This is a genomic window from Metabacillus herbersteinensis, from assembly GCF_042433335.1.
Lineage (GTDB): Bacteria > Bacillota > Bacilli > Bacillales > Bacillaceae > Metabacillus > Metabacillus herbersteinensis.
The window spans coordinates 358,584-383,166 of the sequence record NZ_JBHLVO010000002.1; the positions used below are offsets into that span (position 1 = coordinate 358,584).

Genomic DNA, 24,583 nt, shown 5'->3' on the forward strand with positions numbered 1-24,583 from the left:
AATATTAGGGACTAAACCATAGAAACGGTTTGGTCCCTATTTTAAGCTCTTTACAAATTTATCGATTGCTGCATTTAATTGAATCGCTTTTTTTGTAGGCACCCGATGACCAATTTTTGGTATATACATCACATTCGTTTGCTTGATTTTGTCTTTGAACAAGTTTTGATAATCGTGTATGAAGAAGTCCCGTTTTCCATAAACAAGTAACAATGGAAGGTGAGAGATGGTAGATAATCGATCTGAAGAACGGTAAGCTAGCCCCTCCTTATACATCTGGAAAACACTATAGGGATCCGACTTGTTCACATAGTTCTGAATTTCCAATTGAAATTCCTTCGTATTTCCATGTGCTTTCCCTAAGACCTTTGCTAAAAGTGGCAACCCTCCAAGTCCTACTACATAAATTCCGGTTAAATACTCATAACGCAGATAAGGTGTACACACTTCTGAAAAACCGCCAATTAAAATGAGTCCATAAACCCGTTCAGGATAACAAATGGCAAACTCCTGTGCGATTGAACCTCCGTTCGAGTAACCGCATATGACTGCTTTTTCAATTGAAAGGGCATCCATCAATTGCTTCAAATCTTCTGCAAGAAGTGAAATCGTTATTTTTTCATCTTGAGGCGGAGTTCTACCGTTCCCTCTCATATCATAGGTGATCACTTGATAATCACTTTTTAGCGTTTGTTGATATCTAAACGTCACACTGCCCATCCCTGGAGGATGAATAAATACAATAGGTTGGCCAGTTCCTTCTTGTTCAAAAAAAGTAATTAAACCGTTTTCCACCATTAATAAAGGCAAATTGTTCACTCCCGACAAAAGTTATTGCCTTTAGTCTTCCTAATAATGAACAAAAATACACACACAATATGCTTCACTTTGAAAGGTTTTGAAATAGATTGATAGTTTTTGATTGATTTTGAATGAAAGTTGTATTACAATAAACTTATTCGCACAAATTGTATGCGTTTTCACCAAGTAGGAGGTGGTTAGCACATGTTAACTCCTGAACGACATTCACTTATTCTTCAACTATTGAAAGAAAAAAATACCGTTAAAATTCAGGAGCTTGTTGAGCAGACGAATACTTCTGAGTCAACGATTCGTCGTGATTTAACACAGCTGGAAGAAGATAAATTTTTAAAAAGAGTTCATGGCGGTGCTGCACGACTACAAGGAAAGTTGCAAGAACCAGACTTAGTTGAAAAGTCAGCCAAAAACCTCCATGAAAAAGCAGATATCGCTAAATATGCTGCATCTTTGATTGAAGAGGGTGACTGCATTTTTTTAGATGCTGGAACGACAACAGTACAGATGATTGATTACCTTAGCGAAGATCAAAATATCGTCGTTGTAACAAATGGTCTCACCAATATTGATCCACTGATGAAAAAAGGCATTAAAACATATTTGATTGGGGGCTATCTAAAGCCTGGAACAGGTGCAATGATTGGACGCGGAGCATTAAATGGTCTTGAAAATTATCGATTTGACAAATGCTTTCTAGGCGTAAATGGCATCCATTCAGAGCTAGGATATACAACTCCAGATCCTGACGAGGCATTTATTAAGCAATCTGCCCTTCAATTAGCAAGGGAATGTTTCGTATTAGCCGATGATTCAAAGCTAGGCGAAATCTCTTTTGCTAAAATAGCCAATTTGTCAGCTGCAACGATTATTACAAATAATGTCGAAGAAGAAACACTTTTAATCTATCAAGAAAATACAGCAATAAAGGTTGTGAAGGAACAATGATTTACACGGTTACATTAAATCCATCGGTTGATTACATCGTAGAAGTTGAACAGTTTGAGCTAGGAAGTCTTAATCGGACGAAAGCCGATACCAAATATCCTGGCGGAAAAGGAATTAATGTTTCACGTGTATTAAAGCGGCTTGGAATTGAATCTCAAGTACTTGGATTTATCGGTGGTTTTACAGGTGATTTCGTTGAAAAATTTTTATTAAACGAAAAGATTGCTGTTGATTTCGTAGAAGTAGACGCTGACACACGAATAAATATTAAATTAAAAACAGGTGCCGAAACAGAAATTAACGGAATTGGACCGAGTATCTCAGAGGCCCAGCTTGCTCATTTTTATAAAAAAATTGAAAGATTAAGGCAGGGTGACTTTATCGTATTAGCTGGAAGCATCCCTGGCACACTTCCATCCTCTATTTATGTGGACCTTGCAAAGAACTGCATGGAAAAAGGTATTCGAGTAATCGCAGATGTTTCGGGCGACGCGTTAACAAAAGTGTTATCAACTAATCCATTCCTTGTAAAGCCTAATCATCATGAGCTTGGAGAGGTGTTTGGAGTTGAGATCGATTCAGTGGAAGATGCTCACTATTATGGGAAAAAACTAATAGATTGCGGCGTTCAAAACGTAATTGTCTCTCTAGCAGAAAAAGGTGCCCTTTTTATTAATAAAGAGGCCTCTTACCTTGCTAGTGTTCCAAAAGGTACAGTGAAAAACTCTGTCGGCGCTGGGGATTCAGTTGTTGCTGGTTTTATAAGTGCCTACAGTACAGGAAAGTCTTTAATGGACTCATTTCAAATAGGTGTTGCATCGGGAAGTGCAACTGCATTTTCGATGGAATTATGCAAAAAAGAAGAAGTTACAAAATTACTGCCTCAAGTAGAGATTAAAGAAATTTAGAGGATGTTTAAAGGGGGAGAAGAAGTTGAAGATTACTGAACTATTAACAAAGGATACAATTAAGCTTGATGTACACTCAACCACTAAGAATGATGTTATTACTGAGCTTGTTACCGTATTAGATCGAAGCGGTAAGCTAACAGATAAAGTGGCTTTTGAAAAGGCAGTATTAGCTCGTGAAGAACAAAGCACAACAGGGATTGGAGAAGGAATTGCAATACCACATGCGAAAACTTCAGCAGTAAAAACACCTGCAATTGCCTTTGGACGATCAAAAAGTGGCATTGATTATCAGTCACTTGATGGAGCGGTAAGTCATTTATTTTTCATGATTGCTGCAAGTGAGGGTGCAAACAATACCCATTTAGAAGCGTTAGCAAGACTCTCTTCTCTATTAATGAAGGAAGAAGTTCGCAAAAAATTGCTAGAAGCAAATTCTGAAGATGCAATTTTAGCCATTATTGATCAATATGACCAAGCGGATGAAGATGAAGAAGTGGTTGTTGCAACTAAAGGAAAGATTCTAGCAGTAACTGCTTGTCCAACTGGAATCGCCCATACGTATATGGCGGCTGATGCGCTAAAAGAAAAGGCAAAAGACTTGCAAATTTCCATAAAGGTAGAAACAAATGGATCTGGAGGAGTCAAAAACCTTCTTACTCAAGCCGAAATCGATGAGGCAACAGCTATCATTGTTGCTGCTGATAAGCAAGTAGATATGGAACGTTTTAAAGGCAAGCATGTGATTGAAGTTCCTGTTGCAGATGGAATTCGTCGTCCACAGGAGTTGTTGGAGCGTGCCGTAAAACAAGACGCTCCTGTTTACAAAGGATCGGGTGAAAAAAGAAATGACGACAAGGAACAAAGTGGTGGTCGCCGTGGTTTTTATAAACATCTAATGAATGGTGTTTCGAACATGCTGCCATTTGTTGTTGGTGGAGGTATCTTAATTGCCATCTCGTTCATGTTCGGCATTAACGCAGCAAATCCAGATCATGAGAGCTATAATCGCTTTGCAGAAGCATTAAACACAATTGGCGGAGGAAACGCGTTCGGTTTAATGATTCCTGTGCTTGCAGGGTTTATCGCAATGAGTATTGCCGATCGTCCAGGTTTAGCACCAGGGATGGTCGGAGGATTTATGGCAGCCCAAGGTGGCGCTGGCTTCCTTGGAGGGTTAATTGCTGGATTTTTAGCAGGTTATATCGTTGTTTTCTTGAAAAAAATGCTAGCTGGTATGCCAGAGTCACTTGAAGGAATCAAGCCAGTCCTGTTGTATCCATTGCTTGGAATCTTCTCTGTAGGAATGATTATGTTCTTCGTTGTAAATCAACCAGCAAGTGCCTTAAATACTGCGATTAGTAATTTATTAAGTGGATTAGGAACTGGAAACTTAGTATTACTTGGAATTATATTAGGTGGAATGATGGCCATTGATATGGGGGGCCCAATCAACAAAGCAGCCTTCACGTTTGGAATTGCGATGATTGATGCTGGAAACTTTGCACCACACGCAGCAGTTATGGCTGGAGGGATGGTTCCTCCACTAGGAATTGCCCTTGCAACATCAATTTTCAGAAGTAAATTTACGAAGCGTGAGCGTGATGCAGGTATTACTTGTTATATCATGGGTGCATCCTTTATTACAGAAGGTGCAATCCCGTTTGCGGCATCGGATCCAGTTCGTGTTATCCCATCGGTTATTACAGGTTCTGTAATCGCGGGGGGACTGGCTATGTTCTTTGGAAATGGGTTACGTGCCCCACATGGTGGAGCATTTGTTATCCCATTCGTTGAAGGAAATCCAGTTCTTTACTTAGTAGCGATTTTGATTGGAGCGATCGTAACAGCGTTAATGTTAGGATTCTGGAAGAAAACAATAAGTGAATAGAAGAAAAAGGGCTGACAGCTGTTAGCCCTTTTTCCGTTTTAAGTTTGTGATTGAAATGTCCTCTGCAATAGCTAGGGTTCCTGTCTGAACAAAACCAGCTTTATTATAGAGGGATAATGCGGGTTTATTTAGCGATCCAGTAGAAACTGTAATGGTGGTTATTTTTTCAGTCGATAAAATAAACGCTAACAAACTTTGAGCAACTCCTTTTCGAAAATGGCGAGGATGGACGATTAACCGACAGATATCTATCGTATCGTCTACCTGTTGAAAAGCGATTGCTCCAACTAGTTCATGTTCAAGATAGTATCCAAAAAAAGTTTCTCTACAACTTTGAAGTGAGATTAACGTGTCCTTTAACGGTGGTATATCATAAAAGTCAATAATAGCTGCTTCTACTAAATAGGAAAGCTTTTGCATCTTCAATAAATTTTCAGCTTCGACTGTGTCTAAAAGATTAATTTGCTGTATCATAATACATATCCCCTTTGTTAAAATGTACTACGTTTAACGGGAATGTTAAAGGGTTTTTGTAATTTATAGCCAATTAATAAAGAGAGATTTATTTTTGTGTACATAAGGTGGAGAGTATCTGTTAGATGAACTATAGGAGGCGCATCAATGGCAAAAACCGAAACAACAAAGTCGAAGGTATTTGATTGGACAAAGTCAATTTTACTAGCAGTTGGATTGGCTATTATTATCCGAGTCTTTTTATTTGAACCTTACTTGGTAGAAGGTTCTTCAATGGATCCCACTCTAAAGGATGGGGACCGTTTATTTGTAAATAAAACATTAAAACTGTTTGGTGACGTTGAAAGAGGAGACATTGTTATCGTTGATGGTGATGAAGAAGACATTCGTTATGTGAAAAGAGTTATAGGGGAACCTGGCGATCTAGTAGAAGCGAAGCAAGGTCAAGTATTCGTTAATGGTGAAAAAATAGATGAGCCTTACCTTAATTCTAATTTCGATAAAGCAGAGAACATGGGAACGCCGCTTACAAATGATTTTGAACCCGTTGAAGTTCCAATAGGAGAGCTATTTGTCATGGGGGATAACCGATTAAATAGCATGGATAGCAGAAATGGTTTAGGATTAATTGACCAAGAGAGAATTCTAGGGAAAACGGAGTTTGTGTTTTTTCCATTCGGAGATATTAGGAAAACAGATTAACACCTTTTAAGCAGTTAAGTGGGTGACTCCTAAGTTATGGAGTCACCCACTTTTCATTTACTTCTTTTAGTGGACAGCTGCAGTTAGATGGCTTCTTTTTACCTAAACTCTTTTTACAGAAATTGCTTTTAATAGGGGGCGGTGTGTGAAATGATCACCGCTACATCTTTAGTTGTTAAATGATGCTAAAGTTTTAGTTATTTGTCTGAGAGCTTCTTCTTCATCCTGCCCGGAAGCTTCTAACGTAATTTTTGCCTGGCTCGGAATTCCAAGAGACAAAACTCCCAATATGGACTTTACATTTACCTTGCGTCCATTGTGAGTAAGGAAAATGTCAGAATTGAAACGAGAAGCTACCTGAACCAATTGAGTAACAGGAATAGCGAGTAAACCCGCTTTACTGTTAAGTTCCAATGTTTGTTGAATCATGTAGGGACCTCCTTATTAACCATTTGTTTAGTTAAGGAATTTAAAATAAGATTCCTTCTGTCTTATGTATGAATCTATGTGAAGAAAAATGATCCTTTTATCTTTAAACAATCTATCCATTGCGTAGGGGCTGTTAAAATCCCTTCTTTTTTTGTAACATTTCTGTAACATCTTCGACTACCTTTATAAAGAATAAAAGGGTGTGTCTAAAATGAAGAGGTTACTACAGATTTTTGGGGTATTGCTGGTATGTTCAATCGTAACTGCTTGCAGTGGAGGTCAGTCAGAATCAGAGAGTTCTTCAATAGAAAGTGCTGACATGGCAGTAGATAGCGGTGGAGGCGAAGAGGCTAAAACAGAAATGAGTTCAGAAAATTCAGCTGTCGATACAAGTAAAGTGGTTGAAAAATCAGCTGAAAGTCAGCAAATATCAACACAGTCCCAATCTGCCGATACTCGCAAAGTTATTTACAATGCTAATTTAAGTGTAGAAGTGGAGAATTATCAAGAAACATCGAACGAGATCACGCAGCAGATTCAATCAAAAGGTGGATATATCGTCCAATCAAATACGTTTAGAAGTTCTGAAGAGGGTCCGTTAGAGGGAACATTGGTTGTACGCATCCCTCAAGCAGAATTCAATGCATTTCTAGAATCCGTTGAAAAAGGAAGCATGAAGGTTCATGAACGTTCGATTTCCGGCCAGGATGTAACAGAGGAATTCGTTGATTTAGAATCACGGCTAAAATCAAAAGAAGTAGTTGAAAAACGACTGATTACATTTATGGAGAAAGCAGAAAAAACGGAGGATTTACTAAAGATTTCAGAAGATCTTTCAAAGGTCCAAGAAGAAATTGAACAAATTAGAGGAAGAATGAACTTTTTACAAAATCAATCTAATTTAGCTACGGTAACCATTCACGTTTTTGAAAATAAAGTAAATGTCCCGCAATTACAAAAAGACGAATTAAATACATGGGAAAAAACGAAAAAGCAATTCATGGAAAGCGTGAACTTTGTGGTGAGTGCGTTTTCGACAATTATCATCTTCTTTGTGGGCAGTTTACCAATTCTCCTAATACTAGGTGGTGTAGGTCTGTTTTTATATCTAGTTATTAAGAGAATGAATAAACGAAATAACCTAAAGCCGCCTACTGATATGGGCGAATAAGGAAAAAGTAGGTACCTTATATAACAAGAAGATTTAGTAAAAACATTGTGATAAAAACAGTAACTATAACTGTGATAACTCCAGCAAATATAGACACCTTTTTTTCTATCATGTTGTATTTCGTTAACACCTTTTTTGTTGCATAGGAAGAAATAAAATAGAGAACAATTACACCAATTAGAAATGGTAAGCCATTTGCTTGGAAACCAAGATAGGCAAAATAAAGACCTGTAAGGAAAATCAGTAAAGAGTATTCGACGAGTGTTTGAAGTTTCATGAAAATTTCCTCCGAAATGTTTGTCCCACCTATCCTACCATAATAGTGGAGAGTTAGAGAAAACTCAATAAATATAAAAAAGGCAATCGACTTTTCGATTGCCTTTCCTTTTTAAATTAAGCAGCCAGTGTCGGTTCATCATCCAACTGTAGCTGATCTTTTCTTCTTTTTACAGCTGCTTTAAAGAATAATGCAATAATCGAGATTGTGATAATGGTTGAAAGAATATACGAAATGTTCATCGGTAACCCAAAACCAATAGCTGCATTTAGAATATAAGTTGTTGTGGCCATTGTCATGAAAACACCTGGAATTACAGCTATCCAATAGTTCTTCTTAGCAATAAATAGATACATCGCCGCTACCCATAGCGCTATAACTGCGGTTGATTGGTTTGCCCATGAGAAGTAGCGCCATAATAAGGTAAAGTCAACTCTTGTGAGAACAATTGAAATGGCAAACAGTGGAAGGGCAATCCATAGACGAGTCGTGAATTTCTTTTGAGAAATATTAAGGTAGTCTGCGATAATCATACGAGCACTTCTAAATGCTGTATCACCAGATGTAATTGGTAAAACGATTACACCAAGGATCGCCAACGTTCCACCGACTGCTCCTAACATTGCGACAGATACTTCACTAACAACTGCGGCAGGACCACCATTTGCTAGTACTTCGTTCAATCCGCCATAGCCGTCAAATAAGCTCATTGCTGCTGCAGCCCATATCATTGCGATAATACCTTCTGCAATCATCATTCCGTAAAAAATATAGCGTCCTTGTGATTCATTTTTAGTAGTACGTGAAATAATAGGTGTTTGAGTCGCGTGAAACCCAGAAAGTGCCCCACATGAAATTGTTAAGAATAATAGTGGGAAAATTGGAGCCTTATCAGGATGCATATTTGCAAACGTTAATTCTGGAATTGGTGCGCCAGTCACGACAAGTGAAACTCCAACACCAACCGCACTAATTACAAGCAATGCCCCGAAGAAAGGATAGAGACGTCCAATAATTTTATCAATCGGAAGCAGTGTTGCAAGAATATAGTATAAAAAGATGGCCGCGATGATTAATCCAAATGAAACCCAACTAGGAGTAATGCTTGCTAACAAATCCGCTGGTGCCGTAACGAAAACTGTTCCAACTAGCAATAAAAGTAAAATAGCAAATGCGTTGACAACATGTTTCATTACTTTTCCAAGAAACTTACCAGCAAGCTCAGGTAAATGCGCTCCACGATTACGAATCGAGATCATACCAGTTAAATAATCATGAACAGCCCCTGCAAAAATACAGCCAACGACAATCCAGATGAATGCTGCAGGTCCATAAAGAGCACCCATAATTGGCCCGAAAATTGGCCCAACCCCTGCTATATTTAAAAGCTGTATAAGAGAGTTACGCTGTTTCCCCATTGGTAAATAATCAACATTATCACGCTTTGTAATAGCTGGCGTTTGGCGTTGCTCTTTCACACCAAATACCTTTTCAACAAAACGTCCGTAAACAAAGTAACCTAAAATGAGTAAAAGAACCCCACCTATAAAAGTATACATGAAATTTCCTCCTTATCTTGTATCCGCTTTCATCAATGATAACAAGAATAGGATTAGAAATGATTATTTTCGTTTATCATGTCAAAAACTGAAGGTAAGATGCGTAAAACCGTTTTCAACGTGCAAGAAGTGGTTAGGAAAAGAACTTAATAGGATAGACGTTATCGAAAATGACTGTTAAAATGTGCAAGTTAGAACAATAGAATTTGAATTACTATATGAATTTTAATGATTAAATAAAGTTCAACTAAGGAGCACTAAACAAAATGGAAAAAATTTATTATGACTTTTGGTACTTAAAGTCTGAAGAAGTGGACTTAGATGGAACAGAGTCAAGTCGAATTGGCTATGAACTAGCTATTGGAGTTTTTGCAGATTCTGAGCACTATAAACAACTAGATGATTTGAGAATTTCAGGACTAACAAAAGTAGAAATGCTTAGCTTCTCGATTCATGATCAGGCGATATTGCTTCATAAACTTCAAGAAGAGGGATTAATGAACATAGTCGAGGATATTAAAGAAGTTGGCTACTACCGAATAATGGCGGATAAGCAAATAGCCGTTTCTAAAAGTTAAGTCGTAAAAGTAACTATGGACACAACTAGATATGATTTAATGCGAAAAAATGGTATAATAGAATGAAATGTTTAACTATTGGAGGATTTAACTATGATTGCGGTAAGTAATGTCGGCTTACGATTTGGAGATCGTAAGTTGTTTGATGAAGTAAATATAAAGTTTACACCGGGTAACTGTTATGGGTTAATCGGTGCTAATGGCGCTGGAAAATCAACTTTCCTAAAAATATTGTCTGGAGAAATTGAAGCTCAAACAGGAGATGTCATCATAACACCTGGTGAACGTTTAGCTGTTTTAAAGCAAAATCAATTTGAGTATGAAGAACATGAAGTGATGAAGGTCGTGATCATGGGTCACAAACGCCTTTACGAAGTGGCGAATGAGAAAGATGCTATCTATATGAAGGAAAACTTCTCTGATGAAGATGGAATGCGTGCTGCTGAGCTTGAAGGTGAATTTGCAGAATTGAATGGTTGGGAAGCTGAAAGTGAAGTAGCAATCCTGCTAAAGGGATTAGGTGTTTCTGAAGAACTTCACAACAAAAAAATGTCTGAACTTGTTGGTTCTGACAAAGTGAAAGTCCTTTTGGCACAGGCTTTATTCGGTAAACCAGATATTCTGTTACTAGATGAGCCTACAAATAACTTAGACATTAAGGCGATTCAATGGTTAGAGGAATTCTTAATCAACTTTGAAAATACAGTCATCGTAGTATCCCATGACCGTCATTTCTTAAATAAAGTTTGTACACATGTGGCAGATTTAGACTTTGCTAAAATTCAAATTTACGTTGGTAACTATGATTTTTGGTATGAGTCCAGTCAACTTGCTCTAAAATTGCAGCAAGGTGAAAATAAGAAAAAAGAAGAAAAAGTCAAAGAGCTTCAAAACTTTATTGCGCGTTTTAGTGCAAATGCATCTAAATCGAAGCAAGCAACTTCTCGTAAAAAGTCGTTAGAAAAGATCTCACTTGATGACATTAAACCATCCTCTCGTCGATATCCATATGTGAATTTCACACCAGAGCGTGAAATAGGAAATGATGTCTTGCGTGTTGAAGGACTGACTAAAACAATTGACGGTGTAAAAGTTCTAGATGATGTAAACTTTATCTTGAATAAAGAGGACAAAATTGCACTTGTTGGTCGTGACGAAATTGCAAACACGACGCTGTTTAAAATCTTAACTGGTGAGATGGAAGCCGACAGTGGTTCATTTAGATGGGGAGTTACAACAGCACAAGCCTACTTCCCTCGAGATAATAGTAGCTACTTTGAAGGTTCTGAGCCATCGCTCGTTGATTGGTTGCGTCAATATTCTCCGAACGATCAAAGCGAAAGCTTCCTTCGTGGTTTCTTAGGACGCATGCTTTTCTCAGGTGAAGAAGTTCAAAAGAAACCAAGTGTTCTCTCTGGAGGAGAAAAAGTTCGTTGTATGCTCTCAAAAATGATGTTAAGTGGATCAAACGTACTTTTATTAGACGATCCAACGAACCATTTAGATCTAGAATCGATTACAGCACTAAACAACGGGTTAACTAATTTTAAAGGAACAATGATTTTCACTTCACATGATCATCAATTTGTTGAAACAATTGCCAACAGGATTATTGAAATCACCCCAAATGGTATCATTGATAAACAAATGACCTATGATGAATATTTAGAAAACAGTGACGTTCAAAAGCAAATAGAAGAACTTTACGCATAAACCAAAAAGATCCCTTCAAGTAAACAGAGAAAGTTCCTGTTCATTTGGAGGGATTTGTTCAATTTTAACGAACTACATACTAACATCTGATCGAAAGAGGGAGAAGAAATGCGATCCTATCCACCTATTTTATTAGCTAGTTTTATCTTGGTAGCTTTAACTGCCTGTAATACCGGACTAACTCAAGAAACATCCAACCACCCTCAAGAAGAAGCAGTCATAGATGAGGAAGAATCAGGTTTAGCGAGTGAAGACACCCTGACGGATAACGATTCTACTTCTATTAGCTTTGAACACGGTGCCATTAATGTTACTGAAGAAGAAGATAAAACGACCATTTCAATTTTGGACGGGCTGATTTTTAATTACAATGAAAGTGACTTGACTGAAGACGCACTTATACATATCGAGGAAGTTGAAAAACAATTATCTAAATTAAAAGATGTAAAAGTGAGCATTGAAGGTCATACAGATAATCAAGCCGAGCCAGAATTTAATCTTAAACTCTCAAAAGAACGTGCAAAAGTAGTCTATGAGGTATTTGAAAAAAGAGGGATTTTAGCGCATCTTGAGATCGTAGCAGAGGGCTACGGCGATACGATGCCAACGGTTCCAAATTCTAATCTTGAGAATCAACAATTCAATCGACGTATTGATATCGTAGTCGATTGAATTTCTAGCTGATTTCAGGAGGAGGAGTTTTAGGTTAAACTCCTCTACAATCAGTTTGTCGCTAAGAAAACTACAGCTCCAGTTTTGTTCTTAGTGCTTTTACATAATTCCGACTTACAGATAATTTTTCTTTATGACCTTTAAGTTCGAGATGATAGGCACCGTTAAACCATGGGATTAATCTTAAAACATAATTCAGATTAACAAGATAGCTTTTATGAATGCGAAAAAATGAGAAATCCTTTAGACGTGCCTCTAAATCTTTTAGAGGTGTTTTTACTTCATACTCCTCGTCTTTGCCAACAATCCGTGTTACCCGCTCATCACGATACAAATAGAGAATTTCTTCAGGTTGGATATAGACAATTCCTTCTTCGCTTTCGATTGCAAGTTTGCTAACAGGCCTTTCTAATGAAATTGGACCTTCAGGGGGAGCTATCTTTTCTAAAAGCCGCTGAACTGTTTCATTTAATTGTTCCTCATCAAAGGGCTTTACTAAATAATCAACAGCATCGAATCGAAAGGCTTCAACAGCGAAGTCAGGGTAGGCGGTTGCAAACACAATTAGTGGGACATGTTTTAATTGTTTCAACGATTTTGCCGTCTCCATCCCATTTAACTTTGGCATCTCAACATCTAAGAAAACGACATCAGGCTGCTGGTGAAGACATTTAATAACAGCTGATTCACCAGAGTCAGCTTCGTCAATAACATCAATTTCTTCATAGTGAGATAAAAGATGCTTTAGTTCATCGCGGCTATATCGTTCATCATCGACAATCATTGCTTTGATTTTTTTACTACTCATCCATATCCTCGCTCTCTTTCAATACAAAGGAAACCGATGTTCCTTCATTTACACTTGAACGAATTCTTAGTGCGGATTCCTCACCTAGCATCATCACTAAGCGACGGTTTACATTGTAAAGTCCAAAGCCTGTTCCTTCTTCAGACGAGACAATTTCATGTGTAATTTGTGATAATCGATCAAGTGCAATTCCATTCCCATTATCCTCAACCATGATAACAGAACTTCCTCGAACTTTTTTTAGCGTAATTTTAATTTTACAATTTGTTTCTTTATCCTTTATTCCATGCTTTACAGCGTTTTCTACAAGTGGTTGAAGAGTTAGAGGTGGTATTTTTTTCAGTAATAGGTTTTTGTCAATTTCATATTCAACAGCAAGTTTATCAACAAAACGAGCTTCTTCAATCGACAGATAAGCTCTAACATGCTGAAGTTCTTCTTCAAGAGTTGTCCAGGTTTTCGTTGTGCCACTTAGGTTTTGCCGGAAAAAATGTGATAGAGATAGGAGAAGCTTTCTAGCTAGAGCAGGTTGTGTCCGGATCAGAGAGACAATAATGTTTAACGAATTAAACAAGAAATGAGGACTAACCTGTGCTTGCAATGCTTTAATCTCCGCTTCTTTCGCCAATTGGTATGCATGATCTGTTTCTGCTATCTCTAGTTGGTTGCTTAGTAAAGAGCTTAATCCTGAGATGAGTTCTAGAACAACATTTGAAATCTCTTTTTCCGATCGAAAATAAAACTTTAAAGTACCGATTGTCTCGTCCCTTCTTTTTAACGGTGCGATGACTGCAGCGCCTAGAGGACAGTTAGGAAGAATACATTGGATATCCTCTGGTTTTGCAATAACCAATCTTCCTTCATCTAGTACTTTTCTTGTCACACTTGTTTGAATAGCTCGGTTCGCTTGATGGTGATCATCGGCTAACCCTACAAAAGCGAGGATTTTCTCCTGATCTGTCATGGAAATGGCACTAGCATCTACTTCTTTATGAATGAGTTCACAAACTGCTTGAGCAGATTGTCGAGATAATCCTTTTCGAAGGTAAGCGAGAGTACTTTCAGCAAGTCGAAGCGCTTTCTGAGCTTGCAAAGCACCAACCTTTTCTTCCTCATTAAGCACATTACGAATGATTAATAGAAAAATTGCCGAACCCAGTCCATTCGCAACGATCATTGGAACACCAATCTCCTCAACTAATGAAACTGCCTTATCGAATGGCTTAGAAACGATGAGAATGACAAGCATTTGAATGGATTCAGCCAATGCTCCTACAAAAAAAGCAGTTGAGAGGTTTAAACGTGCTCGTTTTCGATAGAAAAAGCCAGCAATCACTCCGGCGAGGACTGCAGAAACTCCACAGGATAAAGCAGTGAACCCTCCAAGTGAAAAGCGGTGAATTCCTGCAATAAGCCCAGCACCAATCCCAACCTTGTAACCACCTAACAAACCAGCGATAATAATTCCTATGACACGGGAGTTTGCGATCGCTTCGTCTGTAGATAACGCATAGGCCCATCGGTCATAATTTAAAGAATTCGTATCAAATGTAATTCCGGAATATGTACCTATGATTCCAAAGGAACCAAAAAATAGAATCGCCATATATTGTTGCTTTCGACTAATTTCATAGCGGTCAATCATGTGTCTGAAAAAGCGAAAACGCGTCATCAAGAATGCAACTGTTACAATAATTCCCAGACGCTCAAGCATGGTGAGTAATAAAACAAACATATCTTTATCTCCTAGCTTTTCATTTGGTTCTAATTTAGCATATCACGTCGCTTCTCTAATAAATAGGCGTACTCATAAGAGCCGCGCCTTCCCAAACGCCACTTTGGTTGAAAATGAAGGAGGGGAAGGGGTTTTCACTTCTATTTTGAGTTATCCCCTATGAAGGAAAACGATTATTTAGTGGGAACTAGAGTTAGTGTATCCCCTTCTATATCTGTCAATTTAGTTGCATGATAGGTTCCATTTGCCCAGTCCTTCATCTGATCATGATACCATTTGCTTTTAACATGACCTGATTGACCTGGACCAACTAAATGGTAGCCTGTTTCAATATCAGCTAAATCAATCGCAAAGCGCCATGAACCGCCATGTGTGACAAGACCAGTCTCAGAATTCCATCCAGCAGCTTGAACGGTTACCCGACTTCCTCCGATAGGTATCGGTGTTTCAGGGTTGAACAAGTACTTTAAAACACTAACGGTAGATAATGGATGTGTAAATGAGATACGATGTTCATTTCCCCATTTCCAGTGGCCCATATTTTTCCCATATTCAGTTTCCAATTCTGAGACGGATCTTTTTAATGCAGTAGTCATAACCTTACTTAATCCACCTTGCTCAGTTATCCAAACTCCGGGCTTACCTTTATCTGCCTCTCGAAGTAATTGATCAACAATTTGGTTCTTACCTTCAAAAAGCTCAGCTAACTCTTCAGAAATTTCATCTTCAAAAAGAACTTCATTGATTTCATTCATCACATGATGGAAGAGAAGGGGAGCACTAGAATCTTTGTTATCCATGAAATCCCACTTTGAAAGCAGGGCTAACGCTTTTTTTTCTTTTAGGGTTAGTGACGATTCATCAATACTTTGAGATAAAAGCGGAACGAATTCTTCTCCTTGTAAATTAACTTGATCCATTTGTAGTTCTTGCATATCTTTCACCGTTAAATTGTCCTTACTCTCTAATACGTCTTTAATACGCTCAGCACGGTATGGCTGTGCCCATGTATTTGTAATATGGTAGGGATAGCTTTCATCAATTACTTGGTTATTCGCAGTTGAAATAAAACCTTCTTCGGGATTTATAATCGTAGGCAATTCGTCAAAAGGAATGTAATCCTTCCATTCATATTCACCTGTCCACCCAGGTACAGGTAGCTGTCCGTCTCCTTTAGAGCGGATTGGAATTTTCCCATTCGCACGATAGGCAATTGTTCCATCTTTAGAAGCAAACACAAAGTTCTGGGCAGGAGTATGGAATGAATTTAAAGCCTCTTTGAACTCATCCCAATTTTCGGCTTGATTCATTTGTAGAACGGCTTCTAGTTCATTTGATGGTTGCAATGCTGTCCATTGAAGAGCCAAAGCGGTTTCATTTTCAGTATCTTTTGCAAATTCAGAGATGATTGGACCATGCCTTGTGACAGTCACTTCATAATCAATGGATTTCCTATCTTTAACTTTTATTTCTTCTTCAAATACCTCTGCATCTTCCCACTTTTCTTTATAGAGGAATTGATGTGGATTTTCTTGATTTCTTTTTTCAATATAAAGATCCTGTACATCGGGCCCAACATTCGTCACACCCCAAGCAATTTGCTCATTATGACCTAAGATAATCCCTGGTATCCCAGCAAAAATAACACCACTTACATTGACTTCAGGGGACTGAAGGTGGGATTGATACCAAATTGAAGGCGTTGCAAGTGAGAGATGTGGGTCATCAGCTAGAAGTGGTTCTCCTGATTTCGTCTTCGATCCACTTACCACCCAATTGTTGCTACCATTAAATTCATCAGGGATAACTGAATTTGCAAAGCTTTCTTCAATTGAAAGATTTGTATCCTTTATTGCTGCAACGATATCCGGTCCATCTTTAGGATAAGAAGGAAAGAGTTCAAGTGCTTTATTTTCCGGTAACGCTTTCATTATCTGGTAGCGAAATGCTTGACCTTCCCAATGTCCACCCAAATCAAACGCCATATATTTTCCAATTGTTAAAGAATCAATAACAGACCATTCACGAGGTACATAGCCTAATAGTGTGAATTCAACAGGTAGCTTGTTTTCTTTTATGGCCTCTTCCATAAATAAATTTACTCCATCAGCATACCACTCTAAAACTTCTTGAGCCTCTTCAGAATAGCTAGTGTAAGAAGCTTCTGCAGCTCGTCTCAGACCAAATGTCCGGAAAAATTTATCACGATCAAGAGCAGCTTCACCAATGACTTCACTTAATTCTCCAGATGCTTGCCGTCTACTTAAATCCATTTGAAATAATCGATCTTGAGCGGTTACATATCCTTGAGCAATGTACAAGGCTTGCAGATTTTCCGCTTTGATGTGAGGAACTCCATGATTATCACGAGTAATTGAAACTGGAGAAGTTAATCCTTGTAATGAAATAGTGCCACTAGTAACCGGTAAGCTCTTGTTTAAATAAAGTTGAATTCCTGTGTATGTAATTCCTGCTAGTAGAAAGAATACTAGCCCGATAATGGTGAAGAATTTAACCCACCGCTTTGTTTTTCGTTTTTCTTGTAAAATAATTTCCTGCAATATATCCACCCCTTAGGATTCTTTTTTCTTACTATAATAGATAATATATCCTGAAATAAACAGAAAAATCTGTCGAATTAATATTTTTTAGTAAATGTCATTTAACTTTTTCGGAAAGTTTTGTAGAATAGAGTTATAGGTAACATACTAACCGGTTAGTTAAATGAACTAAGGTCCTAGTAAAAAAAGAAGATGGCGGATTATAGAGATCCTAGATTTATAGAATTCCGAAAGAAACATGCCTAGAAAAAGTGCTTAGAAGACTTTGAAAGAATACGTTAAGGAAAAATTAAATTGGATTCAATTAAGGAGGAAACGATAGTGGAAAATCAAACACACAATGCTTTACAAGAATCTCTTGATGATTTACGAGCAAGAAAAGAACACGCTTTGTTAAACGGCGGACAAGAAAAAATCAACCGCATTCATGAGCAAGGTGCTCTTACAGCGAGAGAACGAATTGAAAAGCTTGTTGACTTTGATAGTTTCCTAGAAGTAGGGATGCTCAATACTTCTGAATTTGCAGGTGCAGAACATCAAAGTGCAGGGGATGGAATCATTGCAGGTTTAGCAAAAGTGAACGGTAGACCAGTTGTTGTGCAAGCGGGGGATAAAACCGTTTTTGCTGGAACGGAGGGGAGTGTGCATTTAAGGAAAGGAAAAGAAATTCATGCATATGCCCTCAAAAGAGGACTGCCGATGTTCAATTTGAATGAAGGTGGAGGACTTCGGATGCCAGATGGAATGGGGTCTGATGGAATTAGTGACAAGCTATTCCCTAGTGAAATGCTTACCCATTCGAGAGAGGTGCCGACGATTAGTGCCATTTTAGGTGATAGCTTTGGAGGACCGACATGGATGGCCGTATCTTCTGATTTTGTCACACAGTTAAAAGGTACATGTATGGCTGTTGCAGGTCCAAGAATGTTAGAAATGGCAACTGGCCAGCGTATATCAAATGAAGAACTAGGTGGTTGGGAGGTTCATGCAAAACAAACAGGTCAAATTGATGGAATAGGAGATACAGAGGAAAAGTGTATTGAACAGATGAAAAACTTTTTTCTCTATATGCCACTCAATTCTACAGAAGAGCCTCCTTACCGAGAGACTAAAGATGATCCTTATCGTCACTTGGATTCTGTTTTGCAAACTTTACCACAGCAAAAAAATCGCGTCTATAATATGAATCAAATTATCTCTCAACTAGTTGATGATTCTATCTTCTTTGAATATAAGTCCTTTTACGGTGAAGCACTTATTACTGGTTTCGCACATATGAACGGAAGAGTTGTTGGTATTGTCGCTAGTCAGCCAAAACATTATGCTGGTGCTGCAGGTGTAAAAGAATGTGAGAAAGCGACAGATTTTATTTGTTTATGTGATTCCTTTCATATCCCGATGATTTTTTTACATGACACACCTGGATTTAGAGTAAGCAATGAAGCCGAAAAATTAAAGATGCCAACGAAAATCATGGTCTGGAACCAAGCACTCGCACATTCCACAGTACCGAAAATCTCGATTGTAATTAGAAAAAGTGTAGGTGCTGCCTATGGAAATATGTGTGGTCCTACAATGGGAGCTGATTTTGTTTTTGCTTGGCCAACTGCAGAAATAAACTTCACAGGTCCAGAAGTGGGAATAAATGTCGTATATGGTCGCCAAATTCAGGAAGCTGAAGATCCACAAGCAGCAAGGAAGACGCTACTTGAAAAATGGGCCTTTGATAGCTCACCATATAAAGCAGCTTCAAAGCATTTAATCGATGATGTGATTGACCCCGCTCACACAAGAAAAATGATTAATAAAGCTTTAGAATATGCTTGCTTGAAAAATGGTTCAAAAAGCGAGCGCAGATTGGCTAATTGGCCGACAGGGTTTTAAGGCAGAAGATTGAGAAGGAGAGAAGCTAGCTTCCTTCTGCTCATTTAACTGCTGCTTGTAGCTGCAGCAGATTGCGCTTTTTGAATGGAATTGATCCCCATCACAACTGCAATTAGTTCATTTGTTGATAAGCTACTCGATTTATTTGTTAACTGAAAAGCCGGTGAAGCAAAAAAACCATTTGTCTTTTGGAATGTTGCCACTAGTTCCTCGTTTTTATCAAAGATTTCATACTCTTTAGAAAATGCAGGGGATTCAATTCGGTACGTTCCGCGTCCATGTGTTTTGTACTCGAATTTTTTGGTGAAAAAAGATAGTTTATTTTTAAGGATTCCAAGCTCAAGCTCTTGATCATCGATAACTACCCAATGTCTAGAGAAAAACGTAAACTTCCCTGAAACGGCTAAAGCTCCTGTTTGATCAAAAATAGCAATGCTTGAAGAGAAAGCACCTTTATGATCGAGCTCTCCAATTTTTTCTTTGTTCCCGTTGAATATCTCAGTTATCCCAGTCGAAAAAAAGGTATCTTTGAAATAAACAGTTTCTGTCAAGTTTATTCCTCCCTTTTGATTAGTGTTAAATATACTACGGACGGAACAGTGTAAAAGTTTCATATTTGCAACTAAAATAAGTGAAAGACCACCATTTAAAAATCACGGTGGTCTTTCACTTATTTTATCATCCAACTATCAACTAACTCTCGGTTTTCATCAATCCACTTCTTTGCACCGTCTTCTGGATTAGAGGCTTCGTCTACATATTTAATTAATGAGCTAAGTTGATCATCATTCATTTCCCATGTATTCATCCAATCAACAATTTCTTGGTGATCACTTGCAAAATCTTTTCGTGTCATAAATTGAATGTTATCAGGGTCTCCATACATTTTGTTGGGATCTTCAAGGTATTTTAGATCCATTTCAGCAAAAATCCAGTGTGGATTCCAAAGAGTAACAACGATAGGTTCTTGTTTTTCATATGCCTTTTTTAATTCGACTAGCATTGCTGACTCAGATGCTTCTACTAACGTGTAGTCACTTAAATTGTATTGTTTAACGACATCTTCTGTGAGTTGCATTAAGCTCGAGCCAGGATCGATCCCGACAATTTCACTGCCCAGCTCGTCTTTAGAAGAAGGGAGATCTTCAATTGAATTGATATCCTTCATATAAGCTGGTACAACGAGACCAAGCCTTGTCCCTTCATACCATTTGTCACCAAAGTCAATTTCGTCTTTGTATTTTTCATATAAAACTTTATCTGTTTGAGGCAACCAAACTTGTGCACTTAAATCAACATCACCTTGTGAAAGTCCAGTCCACATCGCTGCTTTGTCTAACTCTTTCAAATTGACGGTGTAGCCCTTTTCTTCAAGGAGTACCTTCCATAGATTTGCTACAGAGATGTTATCAATCCAATTGACCATACCCATCTCAATTTCTTTATTAGATTCACCTTCATTATTCGCGGCATTTCCACAGGCACTTATCATTAGGGAAAAAATAAGTACAATACTTACCATTATGTAACGTTTCTTCATTTCTTTCTCCTTCCAAATCGTAATCTCAATCAAATTACCCCAATATTATGAGTTTGAAACTTAGTTTACTCGTTTTATAATGTCCTGTATTAGCATTCATTTAGTTTTCACGTCTGACACTATCCTTAACACTTGTTGCGTCAAAAAAAATGCCGCCACTTGAGTGACGGCATTAATCCTTACTCTTTCATCCAGCTATCAACTAATTCGCGATTTTCATCAATCCACTTTTTTGCTCCTTCTTCAGGTGAGGATTCATTAATCGTAGACATTAAAGCGCCAAGTTGATCATCATTCATTTCCCATGCATCCATCCATTTAACTATTTCTGGATGATCATCCTCAAAGCCTTTACGTGTCATATAGAAAATGTCGTCTTTTTCTCCAAATGTTCCTTTAGTGTCTTCTAGATACTTCATGTCATATTCTGCAAAAACCCAATGAGGATTCCAAAGCGTGACGGCAATTGGTTCTTCTTTTTCGTAAGCTTTTTTCAATTCGCTGAGCATAGCTGGCTCAGAGGACTGTACAAGATCCAACTCAATACTATATTCTTCTACTGCTTTATTAGCTAGTGTCATTAAGCTTGATCCTGACTCAATCCCAACGATTCTTCCTCCAAAAGTATCTTTATTACTGTTTAAATCGTCAATCGTATTAACATCTTCCATATAACTTGGTACGGCAATTCCAAGTCCTGTTCCTTCATACCAGCTATCTTTCTTTACAATGTCGTCTTTATATTTTTCATAAAGTGGCTCGTCAGTCGTTGGTAACCAAATTTCAGGTGAAATATCTAAATCACCTTGTGCTATACCTGTCCATACAGCCGCTTTCTCTAATTCTTGTAATTCAACGTTATAACCGTCTTCCTCTAATAACACTTTCCACATATTTGAGACTGCTACATTCTCAGCCCAGTTATTAATTCCGAATTTTAACGTACCTTTTTCACTTTCTCCATCTGTTGCACCTTCTCCACCACAGGCACTAATTAATAGTACTGAGATAATGACGGTGACCATCATAAAATGTTTCTTCATATAAAAATTCCCCTCCTATGTATACTTACACTTTTTATAGACAGTGCAATATATAGTTACCCTAGATAAAGAAATGTTAAACATGAATTTTCTATTTTTTATTTAAACTTAATCAAAGTAATCGTTCTGCATTTATTTTAATAAAGATTTATTCAAAGAAAATGTTTAGGAATGCTGGATTACGGGAAAAAGAACTTTAGGCTTATTTTTGGAATTATTTCCTTCCATGTAATTGGGGAGAGGTACTGTTTTTTCATTACATAGTAGATTGAAGTATTGTTAGAAGTAGTCTTACTTAAACAAACATAGAAAGTTTCAGAGAGGTGTTAGAATGGATGCAGTAAAAATTAGAGTAGAAAATGTATCAAAGGTTTTTGGGAAAAATCCACAAAAAGCGATTGATATGTTAGGAAAAGGGAAAACCAAATCACAAATCCTTGAGGAAACCAACATGACGGTCGGGGTAAATTCAGCAAGCTTTGAAGTGAAGTCCGGTGAAATTTTTGTCATCATGGGTTTATCAGGAAGTGGGAAATCAACTCTTGTTCGATTGTTAAATCGATTAATAGACCCAACAAGTGGACACATTTTTCTTGATGGGGAAGATGTTACGACGATGAAACAAGATAAATTACGCGAAATGCGACGAAAGAAAATGAGCATGGTCTTTCAACGCTTTGCATTATTTCCTCACCGTACAGTATTAGAAAATACAGAATATGGATTAGAAGTGCAAGGTTATTCAAAGGAAGATCGACAAAAAAAAGCAACAGTTTCACTTGAACTTGTAGGGTTAAAAGGCTATGAAAATAGCTATCCAAGTGAACTGAGCGGTGGGATGCAGCAGCGTGTAGGCTTGGCAAGAGCTCTTGCGAATGACCCCGATATCCTGTTAATGGATGAAGCGTTTAGTGCACTTGATCCTCTTATCCGAAAAGACATGCAGGATGAATTGCTTGAACTTCAAACGAAAATGGAAAAAACAATCATATTCATTACACATGATTTAGACGAAGCATTGCGCATTGGCGACCGAATTGCACTTATGAAAGATGGAAGCATCGTACAGATTGGTACGCCTGAAGAAATTATGACGAACCCAGCAAATGAATATGTAGAACGTTTTGTTGAGGATGTAAATATGTCTAAGGTTATTACTGCTGAGAGTGTTATGATTCGTGCTGAATCGATACAAGTTGACCGTGGTCCTCGTGTAGCACTTAAGCTTATGCAGGATGCAGGATTCTCAAGTGTTTATGTTGTTGATAAAAAGAAGACGTTTCTAGGAGTTGTCACAGCAGATGATGTCACAACTGCAATTAAACAGGAAAGACCAATTTCAGAAATTATGACTACAGATGTTCCGAGTGTATCAACAGATACAACATTAGAAAACTTGTATGACAAAATGGCGATTAGTCGCTTTCCTCTCCCAGTCGTGGACGAGGGTAATCGATTAAAAGGGATCGTCAAGCGCGAAAGAGTTATTCAAGCACTTGCAGGCATCGAGAATAAAGAGGTGATTACCAATGACTAATATTCCTAAAATTCCGTTGGGAGAATGGGTAGATACATTTGTAGCCTATTTAACCGAAACGTTTGAAGGGCTCTTTGAATTAATATCATCATGGATCGATGGAATTGTTACGTTCATCGTAACTATATTTACTTTTTTACCTGCAATTGGATTAATTGCAATTATTGCGGCTTTGGCTTGGATTGTTAGTAAAAAATGGACGTTTGCGATTTTCACTTTAATTGGTCTATTATTTATTCATAATATTGGATATTGGGAACAAACAATCGATACACTAGCACTTGTTTTAACCTCTGTGTTTATTTCGGTTATTATCGGGGTTCCACTTGGAATATGGGCCTCACAGAGCGAGCGAGCATCAAGAGTTATTACGCCAATTTTAGACTTTATGCAAACAATGCCAGCGTTCGTTTACTTAATTCCTGCAATCTTTTTCTTTGGAATTGGTGTAGTACCTGGAGTTATATCTTCCGTTATTTTTGCAATGCCTCCAACAATTCGCTTAACGAATCTAGGCATACGCCAGGTTCCGGAGGATCTTGTAGAAGCAGCAAATGCGTTTGGATCGACTACTAAGCAGAAACTATTCAAAGTCCAGCTACCATTAGCAACAAAAACAATTTTAGCAGGTATTAATCAAAGTATCATGCTAGCACTATCTATGGTTGTAATCGCCTCATTGGTCGGAGCACCTGGTTTAGGAGTAGATGTTTTCCGCGCCGTTTCGCGACTAGAAGTAGGGATTGGATTTGAAGCCGGTATTTCAATTGTTATTTTAGCCATTATTCTGGATCGAATGACTCAATACCTTGGGTCGAGACGTCAGAATAGTTAAGTAGGAATAGAAGGAGTACTCAGATTGTTGGGTGCTCTTTTTTTGTGTTTATTTAGTAACAATTGGTAACAGATACCTTCTATTTCGTGTTGATCCTTGTTGGTCTAGGTTCATTGATTTTAGGATTTTTGCAGAAATGGAGGATGAGGGTAGCATTAGAAAGTCACGGAGTTATATATTGGTAATATATGGACTGATCAACAGAGCATAGTCATTAAGTGTGTCAAGATGTGCTAGTTTGGAGGAACAGTTGCAGTTTGTACAAATCCAGGTTCCTTTTTGTCTCAACATACAAATAAGATTGCAGCTTGGACAATGAACTCCTTTCACCAAATCCGAAGCATCGATTCCCAATTGCGTAAGAACATCCACATAAGCGGGGCAATCTTTTCTAATTAGTGAGCCTAATGCTTCCAATTTTAAAAAAGCAATTTTGTGAAAGAAAGTCGAAATCAAGCTGAATTTTGTCGAGATCAATCCGCTCTCTGTCGAAATCAGACTG

General features: G+C 37.9%; 22 protein-coding genes. 11 read left to right on the forward strand and 11 right to left on the reverse strand.

What is annotated here, in order from left to right:
- Positions 1-36 precede the first annotated feature (36 nt).
- Positions 37-810: an alpha/beta fold hydrolase gene (locus ACFFIX_RS04790; RefSeq protein WP_378931053.1), complete on the reverse strand. Its 774-nt coding sequence runs from the start codon at positions 808-810 to the stop codon at positions 37-39.
- Positions 811-1,005: 195 nt separating this feature from the next.
- On the opposite strand from ACFFIX_RS04790, the gene ACFFIX_RS04795 reads away from it, so the two are divergent.
- The 3 genes from ACFFIX_RS04795 to ACFFIX_RS04805 are packed head-to-tail and all read left to right on the forward strand — an operon-like array spanning position 1,006 to position 4,563.
- On the forward strand, positions 1,006-1,764 hold the full coding sequence (locus ACFFIX_RS04795; RefSeq protein WP_378931055.1) for a DeoR/GlpR family DNA-binding transcription regulator: 759 nt from the start codon (positions 1,006-1,008) through the stop codon (positions 1,762-1,764).
- Positions 1,761-2,672, forward strand: coding sequence for a 1-phosphofructokinase (gene pfkB / locus ACFFIX_RS04800; RefSeq protein WP_378931057.1), 912 nt, complete (start codon positions 1,761-1,763; stop codon positions 2,670-2,672). The genes ACFFIX_RS04795 and pfkB overlap by 4 nt, the downstream gene beginning before the upstream one ends.
- A gap of 25 nt (positions 2,673-2,697) precedes the next feature.
- Positions 2,698-4,563 carry a PTS fructose transporter subunit IIABC gene (locus tag ACFFIX_RS04805; protein ID WP_378931059.1) on the forward strand — a complete coding sequence of 622 codons (1,866 nt, stop codon included), beginning with the start codon at positions 2,698-2,700 and terminating at the stop codon, positions 4,561-4,563.
- Positions 4,564-4,584: 21 nt separating this feature from the next.
- Here the strand turns inward: ACFFIX_RS04805 and ACFFIX_RS04810 are convergent, their stop codons facing one another.
- Entirely contained in the window at positions 4,585-5,037 is a 453-nt protein-coding gene (locus tag ACFFIX_RS04810) for a GNAT family N-acetyltransferase (protein WP_378931061.1), read from the reverse strand.
- A 147-nt stretch (positions 5,038-5,184) separates the two neighbouring features.
- On the opposite strand from ACFFIX_RS04810, the gene lepB reads away from it, so the two are divergent.
- Positions 5,185-5,739 carry a signal peptidase I gene (lepB, locus tag ACFFIX_RS04815; protein WP_378931064.1) on the forward strand — a complete coding sequence of 185 codons (555 nt, stop codon included), beginning with the start codon at positions 5,185-5,187 and terminating at the stop codon, positions 5,737-5,739.
- 168 nt (positions 5,740-5,907) lie between these two features.
- On the opposite strand, the gene ACFFIX_RS04820 is transcribed toward lepB, so the two are convergent.
- Positions 5,908-6,168, reverse strand: coding sequence for an HPr family phosphocarrier protein (locus tag ACFFIX_RS04820; protein WP_378931067.1), 261 nt, complete (start codon positions 6,166-6,168; stop codon positions 5,908-5,910).
- Between the two features lie 211 nt (positions 6,169-6,379).
- Here ACFFIX_RS04820 and ACFFIX_RS04825 point away from each other — a divergent pair, with 211 nt between their 5' ends.
- Positions 6,380-7,339, forward strand: a complete 960-nt coding sequence (locus tag ACFFIX_RS04825; RefSeq protein ID WP_378931069.1) for a DUF4349 domain-containing protein — start codon at positions 6,380-6,382, stop codon at positions 7,337-7,339.
- 16 nt (positions 7,340-7,355) lie between these two features.
- On the opposite strand, the gene ACFFIX_RS04830 is transcribed toward ACFFIX_RS04825, so the two are convergent.
- The gene (locus ACFFIX_RS04830) at positions 7,356-7,616 is read right to left on the reverse strand and encodes a hypothetical protein (protein WP_378931071.1); all 261 of its coding nucleotides are present in this window, start codon (positions 7,614-7,616) and stop codon (positions 7,356-7,358) included.
- A 116-nt stretch (positions 7,617-7,732) separates the two neighbouring features.
- Positions 7,733-9,175, reverse strand: a complete 1,443-nt coding sequence (locus ACFFIX_RS04835) for a carbon starvation CstA family protein (RefSeq protein ID WP_378931073.1) — start codon at positions 9,173-9,175, stop codon at positions 7,733-7,735.
- A gap of 266 nt (positions 9,176-9,441) precedes the next feature.
- On the opposite strand from ACFFIX_RS04835, the gene ACFFIX_RS04840 reads away from it, so the two are divergent.
- The 3 genes from ACFFIX_RS04840 to ACFFIX_RS04850 all read left to right on the forward strand — a co-directional run bounded on the left by ACFFIX_RS04840 (position 9,442) and on the right by ACFFIX_RS04850 (position 12,138).
- Positions 9,442-9,753: a hypothetical protein gene (locus ACFFIX_RS04840; RefSeq protein ID WP_378931075.1), complete on the forward strand. Its 312-nt coding sequence runs from the start codon at positions 9,442-9,444 to the stop codon at positions 9,751-9,753.
- 93 nt (positions 9,754-9,846) lie between these two features.
- The gene (locus ACFFIX_RS04845) at positions 9,847-11,466 is read left to right on the forward strand and encodes an ABC-F family ATP-binding cassette domain-containing protein (RefSeq protein WP_378931077.1); all 1,620 of its coding nucleotides are present in this window, start codon (positions 9,847-9,849) and stop codon (positions 11,464-11,466) included.
- Between the two features lie 108 nt (positions 11,467-11,574).
- Positions 11,575-12,138: an OmpA family protein gene (locus tag ACFFIX_RS04850; protein ID WP_378931079.1), complete on the forward strand. Its 564-nt coding sequence runs from the start codon at positions 11,575-11,577 to the stop codon at positions 12,136-12,138.
- 70 nt (positions 12,139-12,208) lie between these two features.
- Here ACFFIX_RS04850 and ACFFIX_RS04855 read toward each other — a convergent pair whose 3' ends face one another.
- The 3 genes from ACFFIX_RS04855 to ACFFIX_RS04865 form a co-directional block, all read right to left on the reverse strand.
- The gene (locus ACFFIX_RS04855; protein WP_378931081.1) at positions 12,209-12,946 is read right to left on the reverse strand and encodes a LytR/AlgR family response regulator transcription factor; all 738 of its coding nucleotides are present in this window, start codon (positions 12,944-12,946) and stop codon (positions 12,209-12,211) included.
- Positions 12,939-14,681 (reverse strand): LytS/YhcK type 5TM receptor domain-containing protein, encoded by a 1,743-nt coding sequence (locus tag ACFFIX_RS04860; RefSeq protein ID WP_378931084.1) that lies wholly within the window; start codon positions 14,679-14,681, stop codon positions 12,939-12,941. The genes ACFFIX_RS04855 and ACFFIX_RS04860 overlap by 8 nt, the downstream gene beginning before the upstream one ends.
- Positions 14,682-14,854: 173 nt before the next feature.
- Positions 14,855-17,233 carry a penicillin acylase family protein gene (locus tag ACFFIX_RS04865; protein ID WP_378931197.1) on the reverse strand — a complete coding sequence of 793 codons (2,379 nt, stop codon included), beginning with the start codon at positions 17,231-17,233 and terminating at the stop codon, positions 14,855-14,857.
- A 330-nt stretch (positions 17,234-17,563) separates the two neighbouring features.
- Between ACFFIX_RS04865 and ACFFIX_RS04870 the strand changes: the two genes are divergently transcribed.
- The gene (locus ACFFIX_RS04870) at positions 17,564-19,126 is read left to right on the forward strand and encodes an acyl-CoA carboxylase subunit beta (protein ID WP_378931086.1); all 1,563 of its coding nucleotides are present in this window, start codon (positions 17,564-17,566) and stop codon (positions 19,124-19,126) included.
- A 44-nt stretch (positions 19,127-19,170) separates the two neighbouring features.
- On the opposite strand, the gene ACFFIX_RS04875 is transcribed toward ACFFIX_RS04870, so the two are convergent.
- The 3 genes from ACFFIX_RS04875 to ACFFIX_RS04885 all read right to left on the reverse strand — a co-directional run bounded on the left by ACFFIX_RS04875 (position 19,171) and on the right by ACFFIX_RS04885 (position 21,709).
- Positions 19,171-19,677 carry an LURP-one-related family protein gene (locus tag ACFFIX_RS04875; protein ID WP_378931088.1) on the reverse strand — a complete coding sequence of 169 codons (507 nt, stop codon included), beginning with the start codon at positions 19,675-19,677 and terminating at the stop codon, positions 19,171-19,173.
- Between the two features lie 119 nt (positions 19,678-19,796).
- Positions 19,797-20,666, reverse strand: coding sequence for a glycine betaine ABC transporter substrate-binding protein (locus ACFFIX_RS04880; RefSeq protein WP_378931091.1), 870 nt, complete (start codon positions 20,664-20,666; stop codon positions 19,797-19,799).
- Between the two features lie 179 nt (positions 20,667-20,845).
- Positions 20,846-21,709 carry a glycine betaine ABC transporter substrate-binding protein gene (locus tag ACFFIX_RS04885; RefSeq protein WP_378931093.1) on the reverse strand — a complete coding sequence of 288 codons (864 nt, stop codon included), beginning with the start codon at positions 21,707-21,709 and terminating at the stop codon, positions 20,846-20,848.
- Between the two features lie 331 nt (positions 21,710-22,040).
- Here ACFFIX_RS04885 and proV point away from each other — a divergent pair, with 331 nt between their 5' ends.
- Both proV and ACFFIX_RS04895 read left to right on the forward strand, forming a co-directional pair.
- On the forward strand, positions 22,041-23,246 hold the full coding sequence (proV, locus tag ACFFIX_RS04890; RefSeq protein ID WP_378931096.1) for a glycine betaine/L-proline ABC transporter ATP-binding protein ProV: 1,206 nt from the start codon (positions 22,041-22,043) through the stop codon (positions 23,244-23,246).
- On the forward strand, positions 23,239-24,081 hold the full coding sequence (locus ACFFIX_RS04895) for an ABC transporter permease (protein ID WP_378931098.1): 843 nt from the start codon (positions 23,239-23,241) through the stop codon (positions 24,079-24,081). The genes proV and ACFFIX_RS04895 overlap by 8 nt, the downstream gene beginning before the upstream one ends.
- Positions 24,082-24,583: the final 502 nt, after the last annotated feature.

Coding starts and splice junctions, on each gene's coding strand:
- ACFFIX_RS04860 (WP_378931084.1), bottom strand. CDS start 14,681: ATGTTTGTTTTATTACTCACCATGCTTGAGCGTCTGGGAATTATTGTA.
- pfkB (WP_378931057.1), top strand. CDS start 1,761: ATGATTTACACGGTTACATTAAATCCATCGGTTGATTACATCGTAGAA.
- ACFFIX_RS04820 (WP_378931067.1), bottom strand. CDS start 6,168: ATGATTCAACAAACATTGGAACTTAACAGTAAAGCGGGTTTACTCGCT.
- ACFFIX_RS04895 (WP_378931098.1), top strand. CDS start 23,239: ATGACTAATATTCCTAAAATTCCGTTGGGAGAATGGGTAGATACATTT.
- ACFFIX_RS04880 (WP_378931091.1), bottom strand. CDS start 20,666: ATGAAGAAACGTTACATAATGGTAAGTATTGTACTTATTTTTTCCCTA.
- ACFFIX_RS04825 (WP_378931069.1), top strand. CDS start 6,380: ATGAAGAGGTTACTACAGATTTTTGGGGTATTGCTGGTATGTTCAATC.
- ACFFIX_RS04840 (WP_378931075.1), top strand. CDS start 9,442: ATGGAAAAAATTTATTATGACTTTTGGTACTTAAAGTCTGAAGAAGTG.
- ACFFIX_RS04830 (WP_378931071.1), bottom strand. CDS start 7,616: ATGAAACTTCAAACACTCGTCGAATACTCTTTACTGATTTTCCTTACA.
- ACFFIX_RS04835 (WP_378931073.1), bottom strand. CDS start 9,175: ATGTATACTTTTATAGGTGGGGTTCTTTTACTCATTTTAGGTTACTTT.
- ACFFIX_RS04850 (WP_378931079.1), top strand. CDS start 11,575: ATGCGATCCTATCCACCTATTTTATTAGCTAGTTTTATCTTGGTAGCT.
- ACFFIX_RS04855 (WP_378931081.1), bottom strand. CDS start 12,946: ATGAGTAGTAAAAAAATCAAAGCAATGATTGTCGATGATGAACGATAT.
- ACFFIX_RS04885 (WP_378931093.1), bottom strand. CDS start 21,709: ATGAAGAAACATTTTATGATGGTCACCGTCATTATCTCAGTACTATTA.
- proV (WP_378931096.1), top strand. CDS start 22,041: ATGGATGCAGTAAAAATTAGAGTAGAAAATGTATCAAAGGTTTTTGGG.
- lepB (WP_378931064.1), top strand. CDS start 5,185: ATGGCAAAAACCGAAACAACAAAGTCGAAGGTATTTGATTGGACAAAG.
- ACFFIX_RS04810 (WP_378931061.1), bottom strand. CDS start 5,037: ATGATACAGCAAATTAATCTTTTAGACACAGTCGAAGCTGAAAATTTA.
- ACFFIX_RS04795 (WP_378931055.1), top strand. CDS start 1,006: ATGTTAACTCCTGAACGACATTCACTTATTCTTCAACTATTGAAAGAA.
- ACFFIX_RS04845 (WP_378931077.1), top strand. CDS start 9,847: ATGATTGCGGTAAGTAATGTCGGCTTACGATTTGGAGATCGTAAGTTG.